Genomic DNA, 20,481 nt, shown 5'->3' on the forward strand with positions numbered 1-20,481 from the left:
CATGGAATAATTTGGTTATAAATGGTATAATTACAAGTAATTAAGTCGAGATAGTATAATATTGTGCAGTCAACTTAGAATAGCAATAATAAAGTGTAACTACTCCTGAGGTATTAAATTCATTTTTGTGAAAAAAATTTATTTATAGGCTAAAATGGGAAACAGAGAACTAGCAAAAGAAGTAAATGCAAAATACAATAAATATAGTTGAGTTGTATGAAACTAGAAATATTGGAGCTACTTCTATTTATTTGCTATGAAAGTGTTGGACAAACAGTAATTATGACGGTTTAGAGTATGACTTTGTGTGTTATAAAATATAAGGAATAATAGCAATGGAGGATTATATGTTAAATATTAAAAAAAAGTCTGTTAAAAAAATTTTATTTATTCTATTTGGTGTTTTTTGCTTGTCATGCGTTTTTATAATTAGCACTTTGTCAGAGATAGGCAAAGTTAAACTTCAAGACGTTGTTAAATTACATTTAGGCAACAAAGAAATTTCAATGAATTATATAAGTGTAAATATTATAAATTTATCAGCAGTTTTATTAGTTTTTTTCTTAATCATAAGTATTATCCTTTTCATTGTTTCTATTTTTACAAGAAAACAAAAGCTTAAATCTGTTTCTATTCCATTAATGTATATATTTGCAGGAGCATATATAATTTTATGTTTATTTGTATTCATAATCCAAGATGATTTGAGGAATAGGGACCATTTAGGATTTGAGCCAATTAAAATAAATAAAGAACTTTCTGATTCATATATTAAGAATAATGTTGAGGAAATTAATCTTTTAACACCTGATAATGTAAGATTAAATGGTTGGTTAGTAAAAAGTACAAAAAAACAAAAGTCTCCTTTGATAATTTATTTCACTGGGGCAACTGGTGGTGAAGTTTTAGATATAATCGATCATGCTAAAAAGTTAAATAGTTGGTCTTTTGCTATTGTAAGTTATAGGGGATACGGATTTAGTGAAGGCTTTCCTACACAAGAAGCTGTACTAAGTGATGCATTGTTTATATATGATACTTTTTCAAAAAGAAATGATATTGATAAGGATAGAATAGTTGCAATGGGACATAGCTTAGGAACAGGAGTTGCAGTTTATTTGTCCGAAAACCGTAAAATAGCAGCTACAATACTTTCATCTCCTATTTTAAGGAACTCTATTGGTTCACCTATTCAATTACAATTAGTACCTATGAGTTTCATAATGAGAAGAGAACCAATTGATACAATATTTAGAGCACCATTTATAGATAACCCTTTGTTATGTTTAATTGGCGAAAAAGATACTAACACATTGCCAAAAAACTCTTTAAAACTTGTTGAAAAATGGAAAGGGAAAAGTAGTGTTAAAATTTATAAAGGGGAAGGTCATAAGTTTATTTATAACAATGAAAATAGTTGGTCAGATATTAGCGAGTTTTTAAAAACTATAGAGTAAATTTATTTATGTTATGTTCTATATTCAGAAGTAAAGGAGAGTATATTGAGTAAGGGAAGGAACTTTGTAGGGAGAAAAATCAAAAGATTGAATGGATACAGGAACCGATAAAAGAATAAGGCAAATATGGCCCTTCCACTAACAATGCACTCAAGTTCGCTTTGGCTTGAAAAGTAGCAAAAGCACATTCCTTCACCAAGTCAAGTCTGGCTAGGCTCAGTAACGTCTCGAGTACAAAACGTTACGTAGCATTCTTAAAAAAATGCGGCTTAACTTGTGAAATTTACAATACGAACAATGATCTTTGTAAACTGAATAATGCAGTGTAGAGAATAATATTAAGACCTTCAAGTAATTATATAGTACATGGAATAACTTGGATATAAGTGTTATAATTACAAGTAATTAAGTCCACATTGTAGATTAATGTGTCATCAGTCAGTAACAAGTAAATAAAGTAAGGGATTGATTATATGAATAATGAAATTGAGAAAGTAAAAAAAATACTTGTAGATTTTAAGCAGGAACATTTGCTTCAATTTATTGATGAGTTATCATTAGCAAACCGAAAAAAACTTGTTAATCAGATATCCTCAATCAATTTCACTCTGGTTAATGAGTTGTTTCGCAACTCAACTGTGTCTATTACAAGCAAGCCTTTTGTTGAAAGAAATATTACCCCAATAAACTGTGATATCATAGAAGAATTTAGCGAATCAAAACTTATGGAATATAGAAAAAAAGGGATAAACGCTATCTGTGAAGGTAGAATAGCCTCTGTTACAATGGCCGGGGGACAAGGAACAAGGTTAGGATATAACGGACCTAAAGGCACATTCCAGATTGGCCCACCTATCAAAAAAACACTATTTCAGTTACAAGTAGAAAAATTAAAAAATATACATCAGGAATGTGGAAAGTGGGTTCCGTGGTATATAATGACAAGTAATGAGAACCACAACGATACAATAAAGTATTTTAGTGACAATAAGTATTTCGGTTATTCGGAAAAGGATATTCTTTTCTTTATGCAAGGTATGTTACCAATGGTTGACTTCAATGGGAAAGTACTATTAAAAGAAAAAGATGAAATTTACTTTGGACCAGATGGAAATGGAGGCATTTTTCTTTCACTTAAAAAGTATGGACTGTTGCAAGATATGAATTTGCGTGGTGTAGAATGGGTATTTATAAATGGGATAGATAACGCCTTAGTAAAGGTGGCAGACCCCGTTTTTATTGGATATACAACAATGTTAGGCAAGAGTTCTGCTAGTAAATCTGTCGCTAAAAAGAGCCCAGATGAAGCAGTAGGCGTTTTTTGTTTAGAAAATGGGAAGCCTTCAATTATCGAATATACAGAAATTCCTGAAACACTTACAAAAGAAGTAAATGATGATGGACAATTGCTATTTGGAGACGCAAATATTATCGCCCATCTCTTCAGATTGGATGATATTGTTAATATAGCAGAGATGGGCTTACCGTATCATTCGGCAATAAAAAAAGCTTCTTACATAGATAAAAACGGTAAAAAAATTGTTTCTCAAGAACCAAATGCGTATAAATTTGAGAGCTTTATTTTCGATGCGTTCAAGTATCTTAACAATATGGGTATACTTAGAGTTCAACGGGAGAGAGAATTTGCACCAATAAAGAACAGTATAGGAAAAGATAGCCCAGAAGCTGCACTGGAGCAGCTAATGTTATATCCTCTTTGAGTGATTATAATCTTTATGAATAGTACATATCATTCTTATTTAACGTCACGTAAATCAAAAATGAATAATTAATTAAAACACTGCATTATTCATAATTGAGTTTTGCAGTGTTTTTACGTCGTAATACAAGAAAATTACGAATTAGCTTTAGATTTTGCATACCAAGTTATTGGTATAAAATACCCTATTATTGGTGAAATTCCATAGCCCATTAATGGCACTGGAAAGTTACCAAAAAGTGTAGAAATTAAAATTATTATAAAATATAGTCCTACACAAATAGAAGGTATTTTAAAGTTTTTTGGTGGAAATAATATAAACGGTACAGGCAATATTATAAGAGAAATCACTCCCAATATAAGCCACATTAATCCCATATTTGCTAATAAACTCACTATTCTTTCCACATAGGCTACTGGTGGTAGGCTATCTAAATGCACCCACGAAAGGATAATTAATAAAGATAGTATTCCAAACATAAGTGAACGAAGAATCTTTTTATTAATCTTACTATATAGCATAATCATCATTGGAATAGCAAAACCAGTTAATTGAGAAGCATCGGGTTGAATTGCAAGTAAAATAGCTATAACAATTGTTGTAATTATAGCAATCCATAATGCTTTCATTTGCAATAGTTCCCATAATAATACTATTATCACCGGTAGCACTATCATCGAAACATTAAACCTAATACTTCCAATAGATATCCACCTGTGAACCCAATTCATGCTTGGACTAATGAATGTCAATATTATGAATGATAGTAATATCGCTGTTGAAATAATGTAAAATCGGCTTGTTCTCATATTTGATTTACTGGAGATTACAAAATATGAAATCAATCCAGCTATTACTAAACAAGCAATATTTTGTGCCCAGATCAAAGTTGGAACTTTATTGTGGTACATCGCTATCGCACCAATAAATATTGGAGGTATTGTGATTATTAATGGGATAAAATTTATTAGCCTTGGTTTCATCAGTTTTTTTACTCCTATACATCATATTTAAACCTTTTACTTCATCATAGTTTTTTAACAGAGCCAATTTTAATATTATACAACAAACTAATCTATAAGGATCAACTACTTTATCATTTTCCCAATTTTCTTATCTTGTCTCCACTGAGGAGCAGCTCCATCATCCCCCCAATATTCATCTAAACTCACTATCTTTTCTCCGCAAAACCTAATAAATGATGTAGCATGAACCGAGACACTTTTATCAGTAAGCCACACTCTTGTAACTGAAATAGCCAAATCATCAATTATTTCAAGTCTCTCAACCGCTCCACACCACTGGCCAGGGTATTCACAATTTGCCATTATATATTCTTCAACAGTAAAACTTTCATTGGTATTATGCCAATTTATTATTGCATCAGACTGAAAATAGGTTTGAATCTTTATAGGATTTTGCTCAACCACATCTTCCCAAAAACTCAATACTCTTTTCTTAATATCCATATGTATTTCCCCCCTTTTGATTACATTCAACTTGTATTAACTTTTTTATAAAACTAAATGTGCTAACCCTTCACTCTCTATATTCATCTGTTAATATCAACTTTCAATATACCACTTTTGAAAATCCTCATTTTTTACATATTGCTATAAGTGGTATCTTCATTTCCTTTTCAGTCATCCCAGCATGATTGGAAATAAATTGCTTTGATTTTTCAGAATAAACAATACCTTTGTCACTAATTGCTACTGCTAAATAATCTCCTATGAATTCTTCAAACTTAGGATGCATTTTTCCAACACCAAATATATTCTTTTCGATAACCTCTTCTTTTGAATACAATAAGAAATCGTCGCCAAAATTATTATGAAATTCAATAGGAAAATCATTTAAATATTCATCTTTTATATAGAAAGCTATAGCTCTTGTTTCCATAGAAGTTGGACGTTTTAACATATTAATTAACTTAGGATAATCACTCAAAATATAGTGCTTCAAATTACAATGTCCATGGTCCGCAGTAATTATAACCAATGTATCGGATAATCTTTCGCACATATCTTTTATTTTCTCTTCGAGTTCTTTTATATTCTCAGTAACAATACTATTATAGCAACCAACCTCATGCATTAAGCTATCAGGATTTTCCCAATACCCATATATGTATTTTCTCTCGGAGGTAGCACACAAACATTCTACTTCACGGGTCAATTCATCAAAAGTTTTTATTTTATTACTTCCGAACTTTGACACACTATATGCGTTAGCCATACCAGCTTCTTTTATTTTTGCATAAATACTTTTATAAGGTATGATTTCACTGGCAACATGATAATTCGCCGCATGAATTTCTGTGTCCTTTTCCGTATTAATAAATGCGTTCACAATTTTATTTATTTCACTAAAATACAAACTCCATCCTAACCACCCATGTTCCAAAGGGGTTAACCCACTTTCAATAGAGGTGGTTGCTGATGTAGTAGTTGGAGGAAACACAGATGAATATTCCTTAATCAAATTCTTTCTGAAGAAACTATTTTCCGATAAATGATATTGTAATGCATCAACCCCTAATCCATCCAATAGCAAGATAACTACATTTTTATATTTATATTTTAAAAGCTCATCCACTTCTTTTAGTGTACTATGTTCACTCTCAGCACCAAAATATTCTAAGACAGAGCAAGCAAGATTCACGATGTTATTATTATAATTAATAAACATATTTTCCCCCTAATGATTGTTTTTTTCTAACAAAGCCACAAATAGATGACTCTTCTCTCCAGGAATTCTATATACCCCTAGTGCATTTAAATAACTTAAAGACATTGCCACCGCTTCATATGCCATAGTCTCATCACACTTATCAAATCCAATTTGTTCAAATATGTCATTGCCTGTTAAATCTTTTAAACCTTTTAATACCTCAGCGTCATTTCTTATATCATCTGTAAAACTTTCATTAGACCATCCCCACAACCATGTATTCACCTTATGAGCCCATGTTCCTATACATATTATTTTAAATTCCAACATAACTATTTCGTTATTTTTAAACTGAAGAGTTTTAGTTATCTGATCAAACCAGTAACTGCCATATGATCCTATGTCATACTCATCAAATAATCTAGCTTGTTTTTCTTGCAATTCCTCATAACAATTATCTATAAATTCTTCAAATTGCTCATCTGTCATAATAACACCATCTTTCACTATCATAACTATTGTAAATAAACCATTAAATCATAAATATATAACAGTCATATATTGTTTAAACATATTTTAAGCATCATTAAGTAATATTGAGTAAATATTATAGGTTTCATCATCAAAACATACAAATATAACTTCGTTAATTATCTCCTGTCTCTGTAAAAACTTTGTCGCTTCATCAATCGCTATTTTTGCTGCTAATTCTTTAGGGAATCTATAAATCCCAGTACTTATGCAAGGAAATGCAATGGATTTTGCACCATGTTCGTAAGCTAAGGTTAAACTATTTCTATAGCAATTCGATAACAATTCTTCTTCATGATTTTTACCACCATTCCAAACTGGACCAACTGTATGAATTACGTAGTTAGCTTTAAGCTTTCCTCCAGTAGTAATTACTGCTTCACCAGTTTTGCATCCACCTTGTTTATTCCTAATCTTTATACACTCATCAAGGATTTCACTTCCACCAGCCTTATGTATTGCTCCATCTACTCCACCGCCACCAAGTAAGCTCTTATTAGCTGCATTTACTATTATATCTACTGCTAGCTTAGTTATATCCCCTTTAATTATGTTAAGCTTATTTTTATTCATTTTAATAAACTCCAATCAATTTCTCTTTTATAACCATTACTTCACTATCCTCTAACCCAATTTTCGAAAAATACTCCTCTACTGAATTATATTTTTCAAAAAACATGTCCAAAAACTTTTCCATGTACTCCATTTTAGGCGTAATAATATTTATATCTACATTCTTATTGCTTCTACTATATTGTTGTAACATAGAGTTTAGGTATACTTGTGAGATCTGATAATCAACTAAAATGTCTGTTATAGAAACTCCTGCTAATAACAACAATAAAGCTGAAATTACTCCTGTTCTATCTTTGCCAGCAGTGCAATGATAAAGAACCCCACCTTTAGCTTTTGAAAATAGTCTCATGGTGTTTAATATAGTGTTTTGCTCATCCACCATTTCAAAGTACGAAATAGGAACTTCTTCTACACTTGCAGGTAAATATCCGTCCCCATGGATTTTTGAATGATAGTACTGAAAATTATTATGATCTTTAAAAGCACATGGTTTACTTTGAGCCTCATCATCACTTCTTAGATCAACAATTGTTGCTATATTATTTAATAAAAGCAGCTGTATATCTGCATCCGACAACTTATAGGGCACATCACTACGAATAAAAGTCTTGTACGTGGTTGCTCTTCTGCAGTCTATTGGATATCCACCTAAATCACGGGTATTAAGAGTACTGCTTAATAAAAATCTGCGCATATTTTCACTTCCTTTTACTAGTCTTTTTCAAATAACCTATCGTCTCTCTATAAAGCATCCCATGGCTCTATCCATTCAACATTTCTATTCAAAGTAATTCTCACCTCTCACTCTTATATTAAACTCTTGTTATAAGATAACATCACACCTATAGTTATTAATATAATTACCTCCCCCAGCTTTCGGGCCATGCATCTCCTTCAAATCTATTCCAACATATAATAAGCTTCTCAAATTTTAATACAAACAGTATACCATCACCATCATCATTCAATCCTATAAATTTATATTGAAGCATATTTTCCATTGAGGTATCTATTCTTACTCGAATAATTTCCATATTCTTGGCAAGTTTATTAAATTCCTCCTCTGAGATATTCATTTCCTTCTCTTCATCAACATTCGAAACCTCAGATAAAAAATATTTTAGTAAAGTGCACTTTTCAAAAATTATTGCAGCTTTGCCTGTACGCTTAGATCTATTAAAGTAGTTTAATGGATGAGAAAAAAGAACATTAATACTATCGAACGTTAATTTCACTTTATCGTTTAGTACTATGCCTTCATCTATTACACAATCATGAAGTGCAATATGTTCAAAAGCATTTAACGAGATATATTTATAAAACAAAAATAATCCTCCTAAAACAACATAACTTTATAGCCATCTAACTATCTATTTCCTGCAGAGAACTCTTCTCCAGGATTTATATCTATAACTACTCTTTTTGGTTCAAGCAAAGAAATTTCGTGTCGACAACTCCATTTATCGTTAACTGTAAGTCCTTGAATAGTCTCACCATCATTTATAACATCACCATTTTTGAAAATATAGTCACCATATGTATATAGTATATTAGCGATTCTATTTACATCAATATTTTTAAAATGACACTGTAAATCAGGTAGCCCCAGTGCACCTAACCCAATAGTGTCCATTAAGGTTTCATTCTCAGTTCCTTCAATGTTAAATAATCTCACATTAAGGGACCCAAACAGCAAATTATAATCTTCATTTTCTGGAGCATTTTCTTTATACTTCTCAGGATCTATTATTTGTTGTGATAAGTGCCAGTTAATAGCTAAACAAGGTACAACCTCTAAAAATGAATATAGAGTCTTCTGAAATAATTCTAATCTAATAGTATAGTCTAAGCCTGATGCCATCATATCTGTAACAAGAATTGTATAAGCAGCCTTCTCAGCAGCAGATCTAGCATCCTTCCAGCCCCACGACTGATAAAATGACATCTCTAGCTTTTCCATATTTATCTTTTTGTCAGTTATCATTACTGCTATTTGTGCCGGACCTTGTCCATCTGAGTATTGAACTATGTGATCTTTATATGCAAATAATATTAATTCATCTTTATTTGTAACTAATTCAACATCTCCACAACGCCTTCTTAGTTTGATCAATAATTCATCAACTTGTATTTGTGGTTCGTTTTCTGTAAATATTTCAACACCATATGTACGTGCAAAACAATTTGGTAATGTCTCTTCATTCTTTTTATTTTTCTTAGTTTTCCAAAACATTATTAAATTCCTCTCTCCTAATGAAAATTATTATAAAGTTCTCTATTCTCCCTAACTCCTTCTCTACTAATTGAATTGTAAACTTATGATAATTTCATATTTTCTCAAGTAATACATTAACTTTTATCATGTCTATAATATCTTTTAACAGGCTATTCGGCTATTCAACTCACCAAACATCAATAAAGTTTTGAAATTTTAACAACAAAAAAAACTACTATACTTTATTTACTCATTGCCTTCATCATTTCAAATAATGCAGGAGATATTGAAGTCATTAGAATCTGAATACCTGTTGCTAAATCTAAAATAGCATGACCTATCATCAACGGTTGAAGTTTTCTCTTTTTGTAATAAATAATTCCCAATACGGACATCAAAGGTAAAAATGACAAAAACCTAAACAGGATATGTTTCCAATCAAATAGCAATGGTATAAAACTATGCTGAAGTGCATAGAAAAACATTGGATATACAATTGATAATATTTTATTACCTGTAACTTTTTCAATTCCATTTAGTGCATATCCAAAATATAAAGGTAGTTCAGCAAATATTACTGTTAGCGGCAATAATATAACATTTATTAATGCAATCCAAACAGGAATAGGTTGTACCATAGTCACCGGAACGTAGCCATAAATTAAAAATCCGAATCCATACATTCCACCCATTCCTAATATAAGCATTATCAAAACAATCAACAATGTATATTTTAGATTGTTTTGACGCTTTTGGTACCCAATTAATTTTTTATAGGAATATCCTTCACTTTTGCAAACTGCAACTAATACAACAATAGTAATAATATTGCAAATTGTACATATTACTGACCACCACTGACTTGCTTCTTCTAACGACTTATTAGCCACAATCGTAAATAACAAGCCTGCTATAATAAATAAGATGCTTCTGAATATTGGTAATATAAATGGATATTTTTTCTGCATTAAATCAACTCCTCATAACTAGCTACTATCTATCTTTTTCCATACTACAAATCCAAATACCATATAAGCTGCACTTCATCTCTAATATCTATATCTTTATAATAGGCATATTCATCTAGCTTTCCTAAAACTGCACCATGTTTATGATAAAATCTACAAGCTGGTACATTGTTATTCTGGCATTCTATCTTCATTTGTTTAAAACCTTTTATTTTAGACCACCTAACAGCTTTTGCAAATAGCTCTGTACCTACTCCCTGTTTTTTATATCTATCATCAACTCTTATATCCCATAACACACTCATATCATCTCTGCCATCAAGCATATTAACATTCTCAGTTTTTGAAGCAATAGTAACTGCTCCGACAGGTATTTCATCAGCAAAAGCCATGAAAAATGCCCAATTTGTGATATCAAATTCCTTAGCATACTCTGTAGCCTTTTCATATTTTCCTAAATCTTTAATATGCTCTTTAACAGGGACTTCTTTTAGCAAAATTCCACCTAGCCCTCTATCTACCTTTTCCACTCTCAATATGCTTTTTACATTAACAAGCATAGGTATTTTGTCATATTCCTCGAAATAGGATTCATTAATCTCTCTATAAGTTATCATCTATGTTGTCCCTCCGCTAATAACATTAAAATTAGGTGCTGTTAAAGCACCATATTTAAATTAATTGGTTAATCATCCGACGCTGTTTAGATGAATAGCTCTATAATTGAACCTCCATTTTTAGGTTCAAAGTTTTTCATCCTTAATGAGCTTGCGCAAAGAATTAATATGATTTCGTCATATTTTTAAACAATTTGTTAAATGCATAATAATTATACCATAATATTACAGGATTATGTGATTGAAAAAAGAGTTGAGCTAACTGGAGGATTTTATGATGAACAAAATTACATGTATTTGTTTAGGTGTACGAAGTATGGAGAAATCTATAGAATTTTATAGAGATGAACTTGGATTTCAAACTGATGAGAAAGGTAATAATCCTGATGTAATATTTTTTAATACCCCTGGAACAAAATTTAAACTATATCCTTTAGAGTTGTTAGCAAAAGATATTAGTGAAGAAAATACTCCCAAAATATCTAACAGCTTTTCTGGAATCACCTTGGCATACAATGTAGAACATAAAGAAGAGGTTGATAAGATTATAGAATTAGCAAGAAAAGCTAGTTAAAGAGCCTCAGGATGTGTTTTGGGGAAGCTATCATGGGTACTTTGCTGATTTAGACGGTTACTATTGGGAAGTAGCTTGGGGACCAAACTTTAAATATGATGATAATGGCATGCTTGTTTTTAATATGCAGATTCTAACACATCCAAAAATTCAATGTCGTAACAAACTTCTAATCAAATAAATTTACTGGTTAAGCATTAACAGGTAGTCCAATTGGACTACCTGTTAATATATAATTTTAAGATATGCTAGCTTATAAATTCTTTTTCAGATAATAACGTTTATGCTCAACTGGGCAATCATCTAGTACACCGAAAACTTCATATCCATGCTTTAAGTAAAAATCTTTTGCTTGAAAATCAAAGGTATCTAAGTGGCTTAATTTACACCCTTTTTCCTTCGCGACCTTTTCAACTTCCTTTAAAAGTATAGAGCCATATCCTTCTTTTCTATACTCTTCTTTAACCCACAAAACATCTACATATAGGCAATTCCAGCAATATAATACGCTGTTTATTCCTGCAAGTATCTCTCCATTTAATCCCTTTATTACTCTATTAATTGGAATAAATGATTGTTCTTGAGTAAAAGCAACTTTTGATAAATTATATTCAACTATACCATTATCAACTAAGCCACATTCTTCTCTTGTACTTTCTTCAATAACGTAATTTTTCATAATTTCTTTCCCCCCAATATAATTTATAGATTTTCTAAATCCAACTCTACTATTAAAGACGGGCTGCTCTCAATTTAAAACTATCTATAAAAGTATAAATATAATTACCAAGTAACACCATATAAACATTATACATCTAAATATGTACCAGTTCGAATCGAAATCTATTTTTAAAACTTTCACGTGTTCTGGTGCTCTGGACAGTTGTGATAAGGCAACTACTGTTATATACAGCTCCTTTTCCAATCTAAATATATTTTCCACATAAACAAGCCTAGGAATATTATCATATATTTGATTTTCATCATTGACAGGAAAAAATATCCATGCTAGAATGTGAATGAATAAAAATAAATTCATTCATTTATTCAAATAATTATTTAAAAAGATTAAAAAGTAGTTTTTCTAATAGTGAGAGGAGTGGTAAAATGAAAAAAGTAACTGCATTTATAGGTAGTCAGCAAAAGAAGGCAACTTATCGAGCCGTTCAAGAATTTGAAAGAAATTTAAAATCATATGAAGAAATTGATTTTGAATATATTTTTTTTAAAGACTATAAACTTGAATATTGTAAAGGTTGTAAATTATGCTTTGAAAAAGGCGAGGAAAATTGTCCATTAAAAGATGATCGAAATCTACTGCTTAATAAAATCTATGAGTCTGATGGAGTTATTTTTGCTACCCCAAATTATGCATTTCAAATGGCGGCAATAATGAAAAATTTTTTTGATAGAACAGCTTTTCTTCTCCATCGACCACGTTTTTTTGGCAAAACTTATACGGTTATTGTCACTGAAGGTATATTCGGAGGAGCCTCTATTATGAAATATTTAAATAGCCTTGGAAAAAATCTTGGATTTCGTGTAACAAAAGGATGCTGCGTAAAGACACTGGAGCCTACTACGGAGCTGCAACAACAAAAAATAACCCAAGAAGTTAAAAAAGCATCTTCACGATTTTACAAGGAACTTACTAGCTCAACGACTCCAACTCCTTCTCTTTTTGGACTGATGTCCTTTAGGATGGCACGTACAAGCATTAAGGAACTTTTGGATGATAGCAACATGGATTATTGCTATTTTAAAGAAAGTGGATGGTTTGAGTCAGACTATTACTATAATATTTCATTAGGATTTGTCAAGAAGTTGGCAGGAGGATTTTTTGATTTTTTAGCGAATCAAATGATTAAACATAGATAATGAATAACTTGAAATTTATTTAGAAAGTGGGGACTAATAGTTGAGAGATAAAAAAGCAGATATCTTAGTTTCAGGGAGAGATTTATTTAGCTCAAAAGGATTCAAAGATACCAATGTTTCTGATATTACAAAAATGGCTGGAATAGGAGTAGGTACATTTTATAATTATTATGCTTCAAAAGAAAAGCTTTTTCTAGAGCTTTTTCTAGAAGAGAATGCAAAGCTTAAAAGGAGCATCATGGAAACTGTTGATTTGAACGATGAACCCTTAAAGTTAATTAAGCAATTAATGTTATTGAACATCAACGGTATGAACTCAAATCCCATACTGAGTGAATGGTATAACAGGGATGTATTTGACAAAGTTGAACTACTATACCGTGAAGAAAACGGAAATAATAATGTTGATTTCATATATGGCAGTTTTTCTGAAATAATAAAAAAATGGCAAGCTGAAGGTAAAATGAGAGATGATATTGATTGTGATCTAATAATGGCCTTTTTTATCTCCTTAATAAATATGGATACCCATAAAGAAGAAATTGGTATTCAACATTTTCCTCATATTTTAGATTATTTAGCGGATTTCATACTTAAAGGTCTGACAGATTATAAAAAGTAGAATGCTAACAATAAAAAATTTACTGAAGTGACCTCCTTCAGTAAATTTTTTTCTAATCTGCCTTTCTGAATGTATATGAGGAAACTTACAGGCGAATAAATTTTGTTTTTACTGTATTCCCTATAAAACTATACTAAACACTTAAAATCACTAGGTTCAGGTAGCATGAATTTTTTTATAATTTTCTATCCAGTAAAAAAAGCGATCAAAAATTTAGTCATTTTCCTTAAAAACTTATATACTTTCAATACTATTTTAAAACATAACTTTTCTCAAAATAAATCTCATTTCACCCACTTGCCATTGCTAGAGCTTGTCCTACTTACTCCTCGCTTACCTACCGCATCCAATTCCACAAACTTCTGATACTGTGCAAGCCATGCTAGTTTAGTGGTACCTACTAATCCATTTCTGTTTTTGCCGATAATCACTTCACTTATATTTTTTTCTTCTGTATCTGGGTGATAATATTCATCCCTATATAAAAGCACGATAATATCTGCATCTTGCTCTATTGATCCTGAATCTCTTAAATCACCTAAATGTGGTCTATGATCCCCCCTTTTCTCTGGTGCTCTGGACAGCTGGGATAATGCAATTACTGTTATCTCCAGTTCCTTTGCCATATTCTTAAGAGCTACTGAGATTTTGCTAACTTCTTGTTCTCTAAGATGCACCTTTTCGCTTAATTTGATCTGTTGTAGATAATCTATTATCACAACATCTAGCCCTTGCTTAAGCTTTAGTCTCTTACATCTAGCTTTTATATCGTTTATGTCTAATTCTCCACAGTCATTTATTTTTATATTTTTTCCAGCTAGTCTCGCAGAAGCCTGTGTCAGTTTTACCCATTCCTCATCATCCATAGAAACTTTATTTACTCTAGAAAATTCAAGTAAAGCTTCTGAAGCATGCATTCTATAAGCTAACTGTTCTTCGCTCATTTCCAAACTAAAAATAGCGACCTTTGCTTCATGTGCAATGTTATTTGCTAGGTTTATGGCAAAAGCAGTTTTGCCCATAAATGGTCTTGCTGCTATCACTATAAAGTCCGATTTTTGAAGTCCATTGGTATATCTGTCTAGATTTTTATAACCTGTTGATATTCCAACAATTCCTCCATACTACCATTATCTAATAAGCATCCAAGTACAGCTTGTTCCGCTTCTTTAGAGCTTGGCATAGCTTTTAATAAATCCATAACTACTCCTCCTAATCTAGTAATCTATACATTCCAGCATTTGCTGTGCCTGCACTTTCAAGCTTTGAATTAATAACTTTCTCTTTCCTAGTAGTTCTATTTTCATTGAGATATCCTTCAAACTTATTTCCAAATAAGGTTTCAGGTCTTAAGAATTTTTCCATATCCGTGCTCTTCCAATCTAAAAGCTTATTATCAATAACCTTATAAAAATCCTCTAGTGTAAATCCTTCTTTTAATCTAGCTTTTATATTTTTAATAGTTAAATTAGTAGTAGGTTTCGCCATCTATGATTTCTGTCCTCATTCTATTTGTACCTTTAAAATCAATAAAATATCTTAGTATAACTGCATCTTTCATATCAAGCCCAAAATTAATCAATTTTGCTTGATCAAAGCCCATAACTACATACTTCATCTTACCCCTCCAAAAATCTTATTAATATTTATTAGATTTAAATACATCGCTTTATCTATGAAACTTCCTACATTATATCCAATTATTTTACATCTATGTTGATATTTTGCAAAACGTAAGAAACTTTTAAGAATTTTATATTTTTTAACTTTAAAGCACAATAACCAACCAATGTTCAATTATACATATTGTGTAAAAAAATGTTATAATAAATTTATTTCGCGTAAGTTTTTTAATTTATAAACTATGACTATATTGAGGAGGTACTATGGTATTTACAAATTTACATTATGCTGATGATGTCTTGAGAGAAAATATACAAGGTTTAGCTAAGAACTATAAAATCGAACTTAATACTCTAAGTAAAATGCTGGGAGTTGATTGTACTTGGCTAAAAGATTTTATGGATAGAAAAGTTCACTTAAACATTCACTTTTTCAATAAAATACATCTAGGAGAGATTTGTACTGATACTGACGATACTCCAAACGCACCGAATCCTCTATGGTTTTCACATGTCGTATCTATGTTATGTGATGGTGTAGCTATGATTAACGAAGATGATAGAGTTAAAGCAATTATAGAAGGATTAAATATAGATTATTCCATGAGCTATGAAAGTATTGCTCTATATACTAATCTAGACCTAAGTGATGTTGAAAACTTTATGATAGATGTTAATTTAATTCCTTTTGAAAAAAAATACAAGCTAGCTGTAGCTACTTTATTCTTGCATTACTTATTAAAAAAAGAGCCTAATTATGAATTTCCTAGGGGGATATGAAATGGATGATATGAATACACTTTTACTTTGGTCTGCTATGCTATTTCTTATAATTTTTGCAGCTGTGAGATTAGCAATTAGCCCCTTGATTGATAAGCAAAGTGAGCCTTCTGAAGAAAGTGATGATTTTGTTAAGTTACGTGATATAGAGGTGCTTAGTGACTCTGAGCTGGAAGAAATAATAGAGTTTTATCAAAAGAATGACCTTATAAATAAAGATTACGAGCAGTATGAAAATTATTCATGTGCATTAAAAGAATTGAAAGAGATTGGATATTTATCTGAAGAACAGTATTCTAGTAAAATGACTGCACTTAATGATTACTTCAAGGTTAATTAGAATGTATATGACTGCTTCTTCTAAACTACTTTAATATTGTAATTAGCAATCAAATTTAACACTAATAAAGGAGATAATTTAATATGCTAATTATAAAACACTTAGCAGACCATAAAGAATATTTAGATAATGTAATAGAGTTGCTTTGAAGAGAGTTTGATAATGAAAATAATTATGATTTTTGAAAAAAATGTATTTAGAATATTATCTGTAGCATTCTTTAACATAAAGTAAAAAGCTCTAGATTTCTAAAAAACAAATTATATGAATTTATGTAATATGTAGTTATACAGTATATAATTGAATTGATAGTTACTTACCGTTAGGTAAAAATACTGTTAATTTACAAATAAAATTTAGGGAGAATACTTATGGATACAGTAGATTTTGTGTTTAAAATATTAAAAAACATAATTATTAGCATCACTTTAGGATTTATACTTTGTGCTGTAAATCGTGTACTATACCCATTTAAATATGCTATAATTTATGAAGGGTTATTTGCTATTGGCTTTTTTACGATAGTATTTACATTAGAAGCTTATGAAAAACAAAATCCTATAAAATTATTAAATCGTATAAATATGTCTTGGATATACTTTTTAGTAATTATGCTTACCATTTTATTCGTAGATTCTTTTATTTTTATTTAAAGCTCTGTTAAAGAATAGTGTTGATAACAGGTTATATTTTAAGGGAACTTTTTAATAAGTCCCCTTAATTATTATTCAAGGAGTATTATCTTCACTTACTAATTCTAACGCTTCATAAGCCATTGTTAAAATATTTTTTTGAATATTATCAGCATTTTTCAAGTCTTCTTTAGAGTACCAATTGAGCAAATTAGATTCTCCATCAGCTGGGCTTGTTTCATAAGATTTAGCGATCGCATAATAAACAAAATCTATATGACAATGTTCTGGAGTTATTTCACCAAAAATTGTGTATATAGGATTTATTAATAATTTTTCTCCTACTAATTCACATGATTTCTTAAGTTCTTTATTCGCTGGGTTATATAGACTTATTTCCAAACCTGATTCTTCGCGTGCTTCACGGATACATGCTTCTTCGGGTAATTCATTAACTTCTATATGACCACCCAAAGGAAGTATTTTTTTAGCCTTTTTATGTAAGTGCAATAACACTTTATCTTTATGAACAATAAAAACCGAAACAGTAAAATGTCTATCCATATTTCCCCCTCTATAATTGAATACAAAATATTTCGCCATATAATACAATTCTTCATGCTTTCTTGATATAGCCTTATTATACCAAATTTTACATGTAGTAGTGAATTTTCAGTATAGCTCTTTAAGTCTTAATTTAAATATCATTCTTATTATAGATTTACAACTCTATAATATTTTCAGGTTTAGAGTTATCTATCATTAAAACACTAATTGACGATAGCCTATAAAAAATATTACTGCAATTATCTTATTGACATAGTCTAAACTTAAAAAAGAGCCCTAAAAAGAGCTCCATTAAAAACTTCATCAAAATACAATAAAAGGTTAAATTCTATTTTCTACTTTAATTCACCCCAAAGTGTGTTGAAGGCTTTATCTTCCATCTTGAAGAAGATATGAGAATTTCCATAAAATATATATCCATCCTTGAAAAGTCTTAGTTCGACCTCACTGCCATCTTTTAGATTTATATATATAAACTTCTGATTTGAGTCTTCCTCTTGCATAAAAAGGTCATTTAAACTTTCTTGTGAATATGGAGTAGTATTTTTCAATTCCTTCACAAAGTTATTTAACAAGTCTAGATTCTTTAATTCTTTATATTCCTGCTTATTGTTGTTCCAGCTTTCAAACTTTTGAAGTCTTGCAGAGCTAATATTATTAACAATTTTTAATTTACTAAAGACATCATCACCGGTTTTTACAGTAATTCCGTTAAGGCAGTCATAAAATTCTGCATATATGGTTCCTTCTTGCTTAGCATATGTCATTATTCTAAAGCTCTTATCATAATTTTTAACAGAGTAAACATCTGATATTCCAGTGGTTGATGCAAGCTCAACTGCATAATCCTTCTGGTCGCTCCATTCATCTATAGTTCCTTTCGTAGTTCCTAGCTTCTCACCAAGTAATTTCTCCGCATTTTCTGGACTTATTTTAGTACCTGATTGAGTGTATATTTTGCCTTGATATACAATAAGCCCTATCATATTTGCACTTTTACCTGAAGTTTTCCCCAACTCTATTTTTGGTATATTAATTCCCTCTGCTGAACTTATGGTGTTAGGAGTCGTTGTAACCTTTTTATCTGTGATATTTTGAGTAAATATACCAACTGAAACAATAATCATAACACTTGCTGCTATTACCGCTATTCTTTTAATTGAAATTTTATTATTTTGCCCTTTTGATATTTTATCTAACACTTTTTGTTCCATTTCATTGTCTGGCACTAGCTTTCCAATAGCATTTTTTATGTCATCTCTATTCATAACTCTTCTCCTTCCAACTCTATTTTTAATGCGTGACGTCCTCTTTTTAATCGCATTTTTACAGCTGACTCAGTAACCTTAAGTATTTTTGATATATCCTTTATGGAATAATCTTCAAAGTAATATAGATAAATAACATCTTTATATTTAGACGGCAATCTTATGATTTCCTCCATTATCTCTATTTCCTTTGAGCTATCATAATATCTTTCAATATCCTCAATATTTATAACACGTTTACGCCATATACTTCTCAATATATCTTTGCATACATTAATAGTTACTCTAATCAGCCATGCCTTTTCATGTTCATTATTATTAAACTGTGGGCTTTTGTATATTAGTTTTAAGAAGGACTCTTGAACAGCTTCTTCTGCATCCTCTTTATTTCCAAGATAAATCATGCAAATTTTAAATAGCATATCGCTATAAAGTTTATACTTTTGTGAGAAATTATCAGTTAACTGTTTAGATGGATTTTGCAAAATCCTCACTCCTTTCACCAATAACACGAATGAAAATAGAATATGGTCACATAACTGAAAATATTTTTTCATCTTTTTAAAAATTAGTTCGATGAGTAAAAATTATATTTTATTGTTAATGCTTTAAGGGGAACCTTCTTAGGTCCCCCTCTTCATAAAATTTCGCTATATCAAATTAATATCAGAATCTACGCACTACAATCATTATAATTACCAACGCAACTATAAGCCAAGAGATTGGATTTGCCCAGTTCATCGTCCACCCATACCCATATGCTTTTGGTATAAAAAAATTTGAATCTTCTGTATTGAAATAAAATAAAGAACCATGCAGCTCTCTATAATCTTTAATCTCTTCCTTTGTCCATTTTCTTCTCATAATAAGATCTCCCTTCATCTCCCGCTTATAAACATTGTACTGAATTATATAAGAATATTCCAGCCAAATAGGAATGTATTTTTTACATTATCATGAATACTCCCTCATACTTCCTGTAAAATTTTAACTCTTACATTCTTTTAAATATATCAATATAAGAATTTATCATTTTTTAATTATATAAATTTAGCCTCAGTTTTAAGCTAATGTTTATAAATAAGCATACCTACATCATTCTATTGGAGGCATAAAATATTAGACGCAATTAGAGCATTTATGAGTATTGGAAGTGTTGGTGGTGTTATAGAGGTTGACGAGGCTTTTTTTAGGGAGTCTTTTAAAGACAACCATAAGAAAAATACTACTTTTACTATGACACGAAAATGCCATAAAAGAGGCGTAAATGGTAGTTTTAGTAGTAAGACTGAAAAGAGAAAAAACTTATTAGTTCAATCTCACACTTCTCATACTGATACTAAATTGAAGGGCTTTAGAGTTAGAGAAGCAATTTATGTGTAGATTATGTAAAATATTGTAATTATGTATCTTTATACTGTATAATTATATAAAGTTGGC

27 protein-coding genes and 1 pseudogene are annotated in these 20,481 nt (G+C 30.4%); 10 read left to right on the forward strand and 18 right to left on the reverse strand.

The genetic code is table 11. The annotated features are described in order from the left end of the window. Positions 1–347: 347 nt before the first annotated feature. On the forward strand, positions 348–1,457 hold the full coding sequence (locus tag J3477_RS18950; RefSeq protein WP_206871505.1) for an alpha/beta hydrolase: 1,110 nt from the start codon (positions 348–350) through the stop codon (positions 1,455–1,457). A 473-nt stretch (positions 1,458–1,930) separates the two neighbouring features. Then, the gene (locus J3477_RS18955) at positions 1,931–3,178 is read left to right on the forward strand and encodes a UTP--glucose-1-phosphate uridylyltransferase (RefSeq protein WP_206871506.1); all 1,248 of its coding nucleotides are present in this window, start codon (positions 1,931–1,933) and stop codon (positions 3,176–3,178) included. A gap of 134 nt (positions 3,179–3,312) precedes the next feature. Here J3477_RS18955 and J3477_RS18960 read toward each other — a convergent pair whose 3' ends face one another. From J3477_RS18960 to J3477_RS19005, 10 genes are all read right to left on the reverse strand, one after another. Next, the gene (locus J3477_RS18960; protein WP_206871507.1) at positions 3,313–4,161 is read right to left on the reverse strand and encodes a cell division protein; all 849 of its coding nucleotides are present in this window, start codon (positions 4,159–4,161) and stop codon (positions 3,313–3,315) included. 105 nt (positions 4,162–4,266) lie between these two features. Continuing rightward, the gene (locus J3477_RS18965) at positions 4,267–4,647 is read right to left on the reverse strand and encodes a nuclear transport factor 2 family protein (RefSeq protein WP_206871508.1); all 381 of its coding nucleotides are present in this window, start codon (positions 4,645–4,647) and stop codon (positions 4,267–4,269) included. Positions 4,648–4,774: 127 nt separating this feature from the next. Then, positions 4,775–5,869 carry an alkaline phosphatase family protein gene (locus J3477_RS18970; RefSeq protein WP_206871509.1) on the reverse strand — a complete coding sequence of 365 codons (1,095 nt, stop codon included), beginning with the start codon at positions 5,867–5,869 and terminating at the stop codon, positions 4,775–4,777. A 9-nt stretch (positions 5,870–5,878) separates the two neighbouring features. Continuing rightward, a complete protein-coding gene (locus tag J3477_RS18975) occupies positions 5,879–6,340 on the reverse strand; it encodes a DUF6882 domain-containing protein (RefSeq protein WP_206871510.1) in 462 nt (153 codons plus the stop codon). Positions 6,341–6,427: 87 nt separating this feature from the next. Beyond that, entirely contained in the window at positions 6,428–6,955 is a 528-nt protein-coding gene (locus tag J3477_RS18980) for an O-acetyl-ADP-ribose deacetylase (protein WP_206871511.1), read from the reverse strand. 1 nt (position 6,956) lies between these two features. Further along, positions 6,957–7,652 (reverse strand): tyrosine-protein phosphatase, encoded by a 696-nt coding sequence (locus J3477_RS18985; protein WP_206871512.1) that lies wholly within the window; start codon positions 7,650–7,652, stop codon positions 6,957–6,959. 166 nt (positions 7,653–7,818) lie between these two features. Next, positions 7,819–8,283 (reverse strand): hypothetical protein, encoded by a 465-nt coding sequence (locus J3477_RS18990; RefSeq protein WP_206871513.1) that lies wholly within the window; start codon positions 8,281–8,283, stop codon positions 7,819–7,821. Between the two features lie 41 nt (positions 8,284–8,324). After that, entirely contained in the window at positions 8,325–9,191 is an 867-nt protein-coding gene (locus J3477_RS18995; RefSeq protein WP_206871514.1) for a DUF4261 domain-containing protein, read from the reverse strand. Between the two features lie 224 nt (positions 9,192–9,415). Then, entirely contained in the window at positions 9,416–10,141 is a 726-nt protein-coding gene (locus J3477_RS19000; protein WP_206871515.1) for a CPBP family glutamic-type intramembrane protease, read from the reverse strand. Between the two features lie 44 nt (positions 10,142–10,185). Further along, a complete protein-coding gene (locus J3477_RS19005; RefSeq protein WP_206871516.1) occupies positions 10,186–10,758 on the reverse strand; it encodes a GNAT family N-acetyltransferase in 573 nt (190 codons plus the stop codon). A 274-nt stretch (positions 10,759–11,032) separates the two neighbouring features. Here J3477_RS19005 and J3477_RS26445 point away from each other — a divergent pair, with 274 nt between their 5' ends. Both J3477_RS26445 and J3477_RS26450 read left to right on the forward strand, forming a co-directional pair. After that, positions 11,033–11,332 (forward strand): VOC family protein, encoded by a 300-nt coding sequence (locus tag J3477_RS26445; protein WP_443092730.1) that lies wholly within the window; start codon positions 11,033–11,035, stop codon positions 11,330–11,332. Between the two features lie 13 nt (positions 11,333–11,345). Continuing rightward, a complete protein-coding gene (locus J3477_RS26450; RefSeq protein ID WP_443092731.1) occupies positions 11,346–11,513 on the forward strand; it encodes a hypothetical protein in 168 nt (55 codons plus the stop codon). A gap of 72 nt (positions 11,514–11,585) precedes the next feature. Here the strand turns inward: J3477_RS26450 and J3477_RS19015 are convergent, their stop codons facing one another. Next, a complete protein-coding gene (locus J3477_RS19015; RefSeq protein WP_206871517.1) occupies positions 11,586–12,011 on the reverse strand; it encodes a GNAT family N-acetyltransferase in 426 nt (141 codons plus the stop codon). Between the two features lie 428 nt (positions 12,012–12,439). Between J3477_RS19015 and J3477_RS19020 the strand changes: the two genes are divergently transcribed. Both J3477_RS19020 and J3477_RS19025 read left to right on the forward strand, forming a co-directional pair. After that, the gene (locus J3477_RS19020; protein ID WP_206871518.1) at positions 12,440–13,210 is read left to right on the forward strand and encodes a flavodoxin family protein; all 771 of its coding nucleotides are present in this window, start codon (positions 12,440–12,442) and stop codon (positions 13,208–13,210) included. Positions 13,211–13,250: 40 nt separating this feature from the next. Further along, positions 13,251–13,832 (forward strand): TetR/AcrR family transcriptional regulator, encoded by a 582-nt coding sequence (locus tag J3477_RS19025; protein WP_206871519.1) that lies wholly within the window; start codon positions 13,251–13,253, stop codon positions 13,830–13,832. A gap of 284 nt (positions 13,833–14,116) precedes the next feature. On the opposite strand, the gene J3477_RS19030 is transcribed toward J3477_RS19025, so the two are convergent. The 3 genes from J3477_RS19030 to J3477_RS19040 form a co-directional block, all read right to left on the reverse strand. Further along, positions 14,117–14,947: a DnaB-like helicase C-terminal domain-containing protein gene (locus tag J3477_RS19030; protein ID WP_206871552.1), complete on the reverse strand. Its 831-nt coding sequence runs from the start codon at positions 14,945–14,947 to the stop codon at positions 14,117–14,119. A gap of 97 nt (positions 14,948–15,044) precedes the next feature. Continuing rightward, on the reverse strand, positions 15,045–15,320 hold the full coding sequence (locus J3477_RS19035) for a conserved phage C-terminal domain-containing protein (RefSeq protein ID WP_206871520.1): 276 nt from the start codon (positions 15,318–15,320) through the stop codon (positions 15,045–15,047). After that, positions 15,301–15,450: a hypothetical protein gene (locus J3477_RS19040; protein ID WP_206871521.1), complete on the reverse strand. Its 150-nt coding sequence runs from the start codon at positions 15,448–15,450 to the stop codon at positions 15,301–15,303. The genes J3477_RS19035 and J3477_RS19040 overlap by 20 nt, the downstream gene beginning before the upstream one ends. Positions 15,451–15,718: 268 nt before the next feature. On the opposite strand from J3477_RS19040, the gene J3477_RS19045 reads away from it, so the two are divergent. From J3477_RS19045 to J3477_RS19055, 3 genes are all read left to right on the forward strand, one after another. Further along, positions 15,719–16,234, forward strand: a complete 516-nt coding sequence (locus tag J3477_RS19045; RefSeq protein ID WP_206871522.1) for an HTH domain-containing protein — start codon at positions 15,719–15,721, stop codon at positions 16,232–16,234. A 1-nt stretch (position 16,235) separates the two neighbouring features. After that, positions 16,236–16,574 (forward strand): hypothetical protein, encoded by a 339-nt coding sequence (locus J3477_RS19050; protein ID WP_206871523.1) that lies wholly within the window; start codon positions 16,236–16,238, stop codon positions 16,572–16,574. A 371-nt stretch (positions 16,575–16,945) separates the two neighbouring features. Continuing rightward, a complete protein-coding gene (locus tag J3477_RS19055; RefSeq protein ID WP_206871524.1) occupies positions 16,946–17,227 on the forward strand; it encodes a hypothetical protein in 282 nt (93 codons plus the stop codon). A gap of 75 nt (positions 17,228–17,302) precedes the next feature. Here J3477_RS19055 and J3477_RS19060 read toward each other — a convergent pair whose 3' ends face one another. From J3477_RS19060 to J3477_RS19075, 4 genes are all read right to left on the reverse strand, one after another. Then, a complete protein-coding gene (locus J3477_RS19060; protein ID WP_206871525.1) occupies positions 17,303–17,770 on the reverse strand; it encodes an NUDIX hydrolase in 468 nt (155 codons plus the stop codon). A 338-nt stretch (positions 17,771–18,108) separates the two neighbouring features. Continuing rightward, positions 18,109–19,041: a hypothetical protein gene (locus J3477_RS19065; RefSeq protein WP_206871556.1), complete on the reverse strand. Its 933-nt coding sequence runs from the start codon at positions 19,039–19,041 to the stop codon at positions 18,109–18,111. Further along, positions 19,038–19,526 (reverse strand): RNA polymerase sigma factor, encoded by a 489-nt coding sequence (locus J3477_RS19070; protein WP_228731313.1) that lies wholly within the window; start codon positions 19,524–19,526, stop codon positions 19,038–19,040. The genes J3477_RS19065 and J3477_RS19070 overlap by 4 nt, the downstream gene beginning before the upstream one ends. A 181-nt stretch (positions 19,527–19,707) precedes the next feature. Then, positions 19,708–19,905 (reverse strand): DUF5808 domain-containing protein, encoded by a 198-nt coding sequence (locus J3477_RS19075; protein ID WP_228731314.1) that lies wholly within the window; start codon positions 19,903–19,905, stop codon positions 19,708–19,710. A 216-nt stretch (positions 19,906–20,121) separates the two neighbouring features. Here J3477_RS19075 and J3477_RS19080 point away from each other — a divergent pair. Next, positions 20,122–20,304: pseudogene (locus tag J3477_RS19080) on the forward strand (IS1595 family transposase); the annotation flags it as partial. Positions 20,305–20,481: the final 177 nt, after the last annotated feature.

The organism is Clostridium zeae (assembly GCF_017312485.1).
GTDB classification, from domain to species: Bacteria; Bacillota; Clostridia; order Clostridiales; family Clostridiaceae; genus Clostridium_AR; species Clostridium_AR zeae.

Bases quoted from the DNA above. Each gene is read 5' to 3' on its own strand.
- J3477_RS18995 (WP_206871514.1), bottom strand. From the start codon at position 9,191: ATGTTTTGGAAAACTAAGAAAAATAAAAAGAATGAAGAGACATTACCA.
- J3477_RS18950 (WP_206871505.1), top strand. From the start codon at position 348: ATGTTAAATATTAAAAAAAAGTCTGTTAAAAAAATTTTATTTATTCTA.
- J3477_RS18965 (WP_206871508.1), bottom strand. From the start codon at position 4,647: ATGGATATTAAGAAAAGAGTATTGAGTTTTTGGGAAGATGTGGTTGAG.
- J3477_RS19000 (WP_206871515.1), bottom strand. From the start codon at position 10,141: ATGCAGAAAAAATATCCATTTATATTACCAATATTCAGAAGCATCTTA.
- J3477_RS19055 (WP_206871524.1), top strand. From the start codon at position 16,946: ATGGATACAGTAGATTTTGTGTTTAAAATATTAAAAAACATAATTATT.
- J3477_RS18960 (WP_206871507.1), bottom strand. From the start codon at position 4,161: ATGAAACCAAGGCTAATAAATTTTATCCCATTAATAATCACAATACCT.
- J3477_RS19015 (WP_206871517.1), bottom strand. From the start codon at position 12,011: ATGAAAAATTACGTTATTGAAGAAAGTACAAGAGAAGAATGTGGCTTA.
- J3477_RS18975 (WP_206871510.1), bottom strand. From the start codon at position 6,340: ATGACAGATGAGCAATTTGAAGAATTTATAGATAATTGTTATGAGGAA.
- J3477_RS19040 (WP_206871521.1), bottom strand. From the start codon at position 15,450: ATGAAGTATGTAGTTATGGGCTTTGATCAAGCAAAATTGATTAATTTT.
- J3477_RS26445 (WP_443092730.1), top strand. From the start codon at position 11,033: ATGATGAACAAAATTACATGTATTTGTTTAGGTGTACGAAGTATGGAG.
- J3477_RS18980 (WP_206871511.1), bottom strand. From the start codon at position 6,955: ATGAATAAAAATAAGCTTAACATAATTAAAGGGGATATAACTAAGCTA.
- J3477_RS18985 (WP_206871512.1), bottom strand. From the start codon at position 7,652: ATGCGCAGATTTTTATTAAGCAGTACTCTTAATACCCGTGATTTAGGT.
- J3477_RS19075 (WP_228731314.1), bottom strand. From the start codon at position 19,905: ATGAGAAGAAAATGGACAAAGGAAGAGATTAAAGATTATAGAGAGCTG.
- J3477_RS19060 (WP_206871525.1), bottom strand. From the start codon at position 17,770: ATGGATAGACATTTTACTGTTTCGGTTTTTATTGTTCATAAAGATAAA.
- J3477_RS19065 (WP_206871556.1), bottom strand. From the start codon at position 19,041: ATGAATAGAGATGACATAAAAAATGCTATTGGAAAGCTAGTGCCAGAC.
- J3477_RS19005 (WP_206871516.1), bottom strand. From the start codon at position 10,758: ATGATAACTTATAGAGAGATTAATGAATCCTATTTCGAGGAATATGAC.
- J3477_RS18955 (WP_206871506.1), top strand. From the start codon at position 1,931: ATGAATAATGAAATTGAGAAAGTAAAAAAAATACTTGTAGATTTTAAG.
- J3477_RS18970 (WP_206871509.1), bottom strand. From the start codon at position 5,869: ATGTTTATTAATTATAATAATAACATCGTGAATCTTGCTTGCTCTGTC.
- J3477_RS19020 (WP_206871518.1), top strand. From the start codon at position 12,440: ATGAAAAAAGTAACTGCATTTATAGGTAGTCAGCAAAAGAAGGCAACT.
- J3477_RS19035 (WP_206871520.1), bottom strand. From the start codon at position 15,320: ATGGCGAAACCTACTACTAATTTAACTATTAAAAATATAAAAGCTAGA.
- J3477_RS19050 (WP_206871523.1), top strand. From the start codon at position 16,236: ATGGATGATATGAATACACTTTTACTTTGGTCTGCTATGCTATTTCTT.
- J3477_RS19045 (WP_206871522.1), top strand. From the start codon at position 15,719: ATGGTATTTACAAATTTACATTATGCTGATGATGTCTTGAGAGAAAAT.